The organism is Bartonella sp. AP65SXKL (assembly GCF_042195725.1).
GTDB lineage: Bacteria > Pseudomonadota > Alphaproteobacteria > Rhizobiales > Rhizobiaceae > Bartonella.
Genome location: NZ_JBHIOW010000081.1, coordinates 1 through 854 on the forward strand (window position 1 = coordinate 1; position 854 = coordinate 854).

At 47.7% G+C, this 854-nt stretch carries 1 pseudogene; it reads left to right on the forward strand.

The window, feature by feature from the left end:
- Positions 1–854: pseudogene (locus ACFIMP_RS09780) on the forward strand (hypothetical protein); the annotation flags it as partial.

An 854-nucleotide genomic window follows, 5' to 3' on the forward strand; every position in this document is an offset into this window, starting at 1 on the left:
CAGATGAAGATACCCGATCATGAACATGAATATTTGATACCTGTTGCAACGAAAGAGGAAATCAGAGAAGGGACTTCTCAAGACAGCGTTGTTGTTCCGAAGCTTTTAGGGACGGCCTCTTTGTATTCGTATGAAACCTTTGCGCCGTTAGAGCAGGTTGTTAATGCAAGGAAAGAAGCAGAAAAAGCCATGGCGCGTGCGAATGGCGCGCAACAGGTTGCAGAAGAGGCGAAAAAAGTATCGGAAAGAGCGCTTAGCGAAGTTACCAAAACGGGTGAAGCGGTTACAGCAGTAACGACAACGGCTAATCGTGCAAAAGATACAGCGGATACAGCCAAGGGATTAGCCGAAGAAGCCAAGGGTGCCTCTGAAGCCGCCAAGCAAATGGCAGAAGAGGCGAAGGCAGGATTTGATAGAGCTACAGGGGAAATAAGTAGTACGAAAGGTTCATTGGCTACGGCATTGCAAAGTTTTGTAGAGGTCAAGCAGGCAAGTGAGAACGCCGTCCATGTCTCGACAGAAGCAAAGAGATTAGCCGATGAATCGAAATCCATTGCTGAACGTGCAGAACAAACAGCGAGAGATGCTTCCCAAACAGCAACAGAGACGACGCAAGTAGCCGCAACAGCGGTAGCAACGTGTCATGAAGTTAAGACAGTAGCGACACAAGCAAGTATGAAGGCAGATGGAGCCAAACAGACAGCCGCTGATGCGAAGGATATTGCCGAAGAAGCAAAAGGTTTATCGGAACGGGCGACATCTTCTGTTAGAGAACTTACAAAAACAGCGTCTCAAGTACAAACGGCAGTAGAGAAGGCATTAACGGAGTCAAGAGAATCCAAACAGATAGCAGA